At 64.9% G+C, this 5,943-nt stretch carries 4 protein-coding genes and 1 pseudogene; 3 read left to right on the forward strand and 2 right to left on the reverse strand.

Annotated features, from left to right (window positions below; translation table 11 throughout):
- Positions 1–63 precede the first annotated feature (63 nt).
- Positions 64–729, forward strand: a complete 666-nt coding sequence (locus AC1DBQ_RS20880; protein ID WP_476930331.1) for a GAP family protein — start codon at positions 64–66, stop codon at positions 727–729.
- A gap of 20 nt (positions 730–749) precedes the next feature.
- On the opposite strand, the gene AC1DBQ_RS20885 is transcribed toward AC1DBQ_RS20880, so the two are convergent.
- The gene (locus AC1DBQ_RS20885) at positions 750–2,345 is read right to left on the reverse strand and encodes an MFS transporter (RefSeq protein WP_476930332.1); all 1,596 of its coding nucleotides are present in this window, start codon (positions 2,343–2,345) and stop codon (positions 750–752) included.
- Positions 2,346–2,713: 368 nt separating this feature from the next.
- On the opposite strand from AC1DBQ_RS20885, the gene AC1DBQ_RS20890 reads away from it, so the two are divergent.
- Together AC1DBQ_RS20890 and AC1DBQ_RS20895 are read left to right on the forward strand one after the other, a co-directional pair.
- On the forward strand, positions 2,714–3,367 hold the full coding sequence (locus tag AC1DBQ_RS20890; RefSeq protein ID WP_476930333.1) for a LysE family translocator: 654 nt from the start codon (positions 2,714–2,716) through the stop codon (positions 3,365–3,367).
- 149 nt (positions 3,368–3,516) lie between these two features.
- Positions 3,517–5,385, forward strand: a complete 1,869-nt coding sequence (locus tag AC1DBQ_RS20895) for an alkyl/aryl-sulfatase (protein WP_476930334.1) — start codon at positions 3,517–3,519, stop codon at positions 5,383–5,385.
- Between the two features lie 272 nt (positions 5,386–5,657).
- Here the strand turns inward: AC1DBQ_RS20895 and AC1DBQ_RS20900 are convergent.
- A pseudogene (locus AC1DBQ_RS20900) lies at positions 5,658–5,943 on the reverse strand (hypothetical protein); the annotation flags it as partial.

Raw genomic sequence — 5,943 nt, forward strand, 5'->3', positions numbered from 1 at the left:
GCCGGCAACGTACCGAAGGCATGACGTGCCGTCAGGGTGTCTCCCGGGGCAGGTGACAGCCTCATGTTGAGCACCCTCACCAGTCTGGTGCTCTTCGGCGTCGCGGGAGCGATGAGCACTGTGCCCATAAGCGTCACGATCATGATTCTGCTATCCCCAAATCCCCGCCGCGGAGCCTTGCCCTTCCTGATCGGCAGTCTCTCAGGATCAGTCGTGGTGGTGGGACTTTCAGCTGTCGGGCTGCAACTATGGCCGGGCAGGCCCCGCCTGAACCAGGACGAATGGCTGGCACAGGTTKGCTTTGTGATCGGTGCCATTCTGCTTGGCTACTCCGTGTACCTCTTCGCGAGCAAGAGCAATCGGGACAACGCCATGCTGGGCAAAATGAAGTCGAGGTTCCACTCTGCCCGGCCCTGGGAATTCGTCGTCCTGGGCCTGGGCATGAACCTGCGGCCCAAGGCACTCCTKCTCGCCGTCGCGGCGGGCGCCCTGATCGGTGTGCGGGAGCTGCCTACCCTGCAGGGAAGCGTACTCGTCCTCGCCTACGCCGTTGTGACCCAGTCAGCCGTCGTCGTTCCAGTCGCGGTATGGCTGCAGTCACCGGAGCGTGCGCAAGTACCTCTCACCGCCCTCTACGACTGGCTGCAGCGCAACGGCCGCAGGATTGCAGCCATCGCAACGCTGGTGATCGGACTCTTCATCGTCGGCTACAGCCTTTCGCTGCTCTGACTTCTGCTGCCGCCGAGACCTCAATCCAGGATCGCGCCTTCGCCGGTGCCCGAGGGCTTGGGATCGGGAAGCCGCATCATGCGGAAGGAAATGACGAAGCCCGCGACACTGGCGAAGATCGGAATGAGCAGCCCAATCTGCAGGGCGATGGGCCTTGCCTCCGTGTTGATGCGGATGATTTCGGCCTGGATCTCCGCCGGCTGACCGACGAGGAGTTCCGAGAGCTGGGTGTTACTGAKGACCTGGGCGTCCTCTTCCAGCGCCTGCGCGACCTGTTGCTGCTMCGCGGGCGGGAGTACCGTGCTAGAGGTCGCCAGGCCCGTGAAGACGGACGCGAGCGATGCCAGCATGATGGCGMCGGCAAACGCAAGTCCGAACGACAGCCCAAACGATCCGGCCGCTGAATTCACGCCCGCGGCCTCGCTGACGCGTTCGTCCGAGATTGGGGACAAGGTGTAATTGTTCAGCTGTGACACCAACAGGCCGAGTCCGCAACCGGCAATGATGAGGGGGATCAGGAGCCACCAGCCGGAGTCCGCGCGCGGCACAACTGGCAGGATTGCGAGCAGCCCTGCCAGGAGGAGAATGAAGCCCCACCGGATAATACCTGCCGGGCGCCGGGTCCCTGACCGCTTTCCGGCGAGCATTGCTATGCCGAACATGCTGAGCGAGAGCGGTGCAATGGACAAACCGGCCTGCATCGCGTTGTATTCGAGCACCATCTGCAGGTAGATCGGCAACACGATCATGGTGCCGCCGAGGGCAATCTGCTGGAGCATCTGCTGTGTGGCGCCGAGCCGGAAGGCTTTCGACCGGAAGAGTCCCGGATCCAGCAGCATCGGCTTGTTACGCCGTTCGCGCCGCTGGAGCCAATAGAACAGCCCGGCCAGTCCGGCYGCGCCGACGATCAGGAGCGCGCCAACAGCTTCGCCACCCTCCTGCCAGACGAGGATGCCAAGGACAACGCCACCCATCCCGACGACGGAAAGGACCGATCCGACGACGTCGACCTCCCGGGGTCCCGTATACGGCACATCTTTAACGAGCCTAATTMCGGACAAGACGACAGCAATGATGACCGCTTCCAACAGGAAGGCGACACGCCAGGAGAGAAATGTCGTGATAAACCCGCCGAGCAGTGGTCCGACGGCGGCGGCGATCGCCGCTGAGGCGCCCACGAGAGCGTAGACCCGCTTCCRGGCCTCGCCGTCGAAGTTTCCGTGGATGAGCGACTGCATGGCGGGGAGCAGGAGCGAAGCGCCAAGGCCGCCGACCAACGCCCAGAAAATGATGATTGCGGTGATGCTCTGGGCCAGSGTCATCGCCACCGCGCCGACGGCGTARCMRCAMAGSCCSAWGACGTAGGCKCGYTTGCGTCCGATSAGGTCGCCSAYYTTGCMGCCGATCAKGATGAAGGCSGMGGACACCAGCGCTTCGAGGGCGATGGCCGCTTRCAGGTCGCTGACCGTGCTGTTGATGTCCTTGACCACMGCGGAGATCGAGACGTTCATGATCGATGTGTCGACGACCAGCACGAACATGGCCATCGCCAGCAGCAAGGCGAGCCGCTGGTTGAACTGCACCGGCTGGGCCACGGCGTCGTTGGGAGAACTCATCGCGGGCCACACCCCCGGCTCGCCGCGTCCGGGGTCGTTTCACAACCGGACATGTTGCCTCCTTTAACGATGACGGGGCTGGCGCACCGTCGTCATGGTCCTGCCGGAACGTGTCCTGCCAGCGGCCATCGTGGTGGGATGTCTATGCCAACCTAGCTTTTCGCCTGCGTGACGTAATCATGCCTTGGGGGTGAGGTATCGGCTTCGCGGTCCGGAGTAGTCAGGGAAGCACGTCAGTCACACGGGGATGGCCTAAGGTGTAAGACTGCCCGGGCTTTGTTGCCGGACAGATCTTCCCGCCCCACGGAACAATCCGCGCACTGAACTATCCGACTTCTGAACAACCCGACGCCGGGAGGCAATCCACGATGGTCGAACAGTTAACGGCCTTTGTCTTGACCTGTCTCGTMGTCGTACTGGTGCCCGGCCCCGACTTTGCGCTGGTCCTCCGGAATGCGGCCCGCGGCCCTCGCTCGGCAACAGCGGCCGCCGGCGGAATCATGGTTGGCAACACAATTCTTGCCTTGCTGGCAGTGCTCGGTATCACGGCGCTCCTGAAAGCCTCAGAGATTCTTGGGACCGGGATCAAGATCGCCGGGGCCATGTACCTGCTCTACCTGGGAGCCCGGGCGCTCGCGGAGGCGTTCGCCGGCACTACGAGCCAACCCAGCCGGCCCGGTCAGCTGGCGGCACCGCGGGCCGGCCGCCGGTTCGGCGGGAGTTCGCCGTTCGTACAGGGCATGGTGAGCAACCTGCTCAATCCGAAAGTCGCTGTCTTMTATTTGTCGCTGTTCCCGCAATTCAATTTCGCCCCGCTGCCGTCCCTCGCCCAGCACACCGTGATGGCGGGCATTTTCCTCCTGATCGCCCTKGCCTGGTACGTACTTCTACTCAGCGGGCTGCAGAAAGTGACCGCATTCCTGGCCCGGCCCCGGACCAAGCGGATCATCGTCGCGGGTTCGGGCGCGGTCCTGGTCGGGGTGGGCGGCACAATCCTGACGAAGACGCTGGCCTCCGCTTAGCCCTACCGCMCACAGGCAGGTAACATCCACGCGCCCCCGCAATGGCACTGGCAAGGGTCACGGGGTCACCCGAAACGGGTGATGGCCGGCGCTTCGGCGGTATGCCACGATGAACGCCCATGGTCCTTCGGAGGGGATGGCGAAATCCTTTGACCCACAAACCAGCCGAGCGGGCCATCGTGGCCGCTCACCAGAAGCTTTCCGAGTCGCTGCCGTTCGCGGACGCGTCCGATAACGAGGACTCCGCACGCGGTTTCATCGCGGCCCTGAGTCCCGCAGTGGTCCACGCTGCGGACGGGAGGGTGGTGTGGGACAACGACAAATATTCGTTCCTTAACGGGGCGGCTCCCGCCACCGTGAATCCGAGCCTCTGGCGGCAGTCGGGGCTGGTTGCGAAGCAGGGCCTTTTTGAGGTGGTGGAGGGAATCTATCAGGTCCGCGGCCTCGACCTCTCGAATATCACTTTTGTGGAAGGTGACACCGGGGTCATTGTGATCGATCCACTCATCTCAACCRAGACGGCGGCGGCGGCGCTCAAGCTCTACCGGTCGAACCGGGGTGAGAGGGCTGTTGTCGCCGTCATCTACACACACAGCCACGTCGACCACTTCGGCGGCGTCTTCGGCGTTGCCACCCAGGAAGATGCCGACGTCGGGCGCATCGCGGTGATCGCCCCGGAGGGCTTTGTGGAGCACGCTGTCTCGGAGAACGTTTACGCCGGCCCGGCCATGGGACGCCGGGGCGGCTACATGTACGGTGCAGCACTCGAGTGCGGGCCGCAGGGCCAGGTCGGTGCCGGCCTTGGCCAAACGACCTCGATGGGCGAAATCGGGCTGATCGTGCCGACGCTTGAGATCCGCGAGACCGGCGAGCGCCACACTGTGGACGGTGTGGAGATCGAATTCCAGATGGCCCCCGGGACGGAGGCCCCGGCGGAAATGCATTTCTACTTCCCCCGGCATCGTGCCCTGTGCATGGCCGAAAATGCGACCCACACGCTGCATAACCTGCTCACCCTCCGCGGGGCGCTGGTCCGCGACCCCCACGTTTGGTCCACGTACCTGACGCAGGCGATTAGGATGTTTGGCACCCGGACCGACGTCGTCCTCGCCTCACATCACTGGCCGACGTGGGGAATGGACCGGATCGTCGCTTACCTCTCAGCCCAGCGGGACCTTTATGCCTACCTTCACGATCAGACGCTCCGGTACATCAACCAGGGATACACCGGGGMCGAGATCGCAGAGATCATCGAATTGCCGCCGGCCCTTGCGAACGCGTGGCATGCCCGGGGCTACTACGGTTCGGTCAGCCACAATGTGAAAGCCGTCTACCAGCGGTACATGGGCTGGTTCGACGGAAACCCGGCGAGGCTCTGGCCGCACCCTCCCGCGGAGCTCGCCGCCMGCTACGTGGACGCGATGGGCGGACTGGAGCACGTCGTGAGCACCGCGCGGACTGCMTTTGAGTCCGGTGACTTCCGTTGGGCGGCCACGCTGCTCGACCACGCGATTTTCGTCGACGCCGGCCACGCCGCGGCGCGGGAACTGTATGCGGACACGCTGGAACAGCTTGGCTACGGCGCCGAGAACGGAACGTGGCGGAACTTCTTCCTCTCCGGCGCCACGGAGCTCCGGGACGGCAACTTCGGGACACCCACCGCGACGGCGGCACCGGCGATCGTTGCCMAGCTCACCCCCGAGCAGCTCTTCGGCTCCCTCGCCATCTCGGTGAACGGGCCCAAAGCCTGGGACCTGGACCTCTCGCTTAACGTCACGTTCACGGACCTTGACGCCGCCTACCATGTCACCCTCCGCAACGGCGTACTGATCAGCGACCGGCTGGCCGGTGAATCTGCCGACGTCGAGATCCGGCTCACGAAGAACAGGCTGCTGGCCCTGCTCGGCGGGGACACCACTTCGGAGGGCATCAGTCTGAGTGGCAGCCGCGCCGTCTTGCCGGCACTGCTGGGGGCACTGGACTCCGGAGACCCGGCGTTCAACATCATTACCCCGTAGCAGGGACGGTCCGCACAACCGTGCTTACTGAACCGGCGGCTGTTCCTGCGGGGGCGGCGGCGGTGGACCGGGATGCGGCAGGGGGTTCGGGGCCACAAGCTTACGCAGATGAGGCGGTGGCAGCTGGTGCGGCGGCCCAGCAGGAGGCGGTGGCGGCCCGCCATGGAGCAGTGGCGGCCCGCCCTGCGGCAAGCGCTGCGGGGAAGCTGCCCCTCAAGCCTCGCCCCGGTTGCCGTGTGAACAAGGGCCGGGTGCGGGGCCCCCGGCAGTACTCACGGTTCGGCCGCTGTCCCGTCCGGTGCGTTTGAAACAGGCTGGCCTGATCCGGTGCGTTGTATCTGCGGCCCGGCTGGCCGGTCCGCCTCGAACAKGTCGGCGCCGAGCCGGTCGGCGCCGAGCCGGTCGGCGTCAACGGCGGCAAGGTTGCGGATCAGGACGATGAGCCACGAGAAGATCAACAATCCGGCGATGAGCTCCACCGCGGTCAGGTTGTAGTAGCCGACCGGGAACCACAGCACCGCGGCGACAACGATGGCTGCCAGGAACACCCACCCGAGC

The sequence above is a fragment of the Arthrobacter sp. 10T413_2 genome (assembly GCF_056394205.1).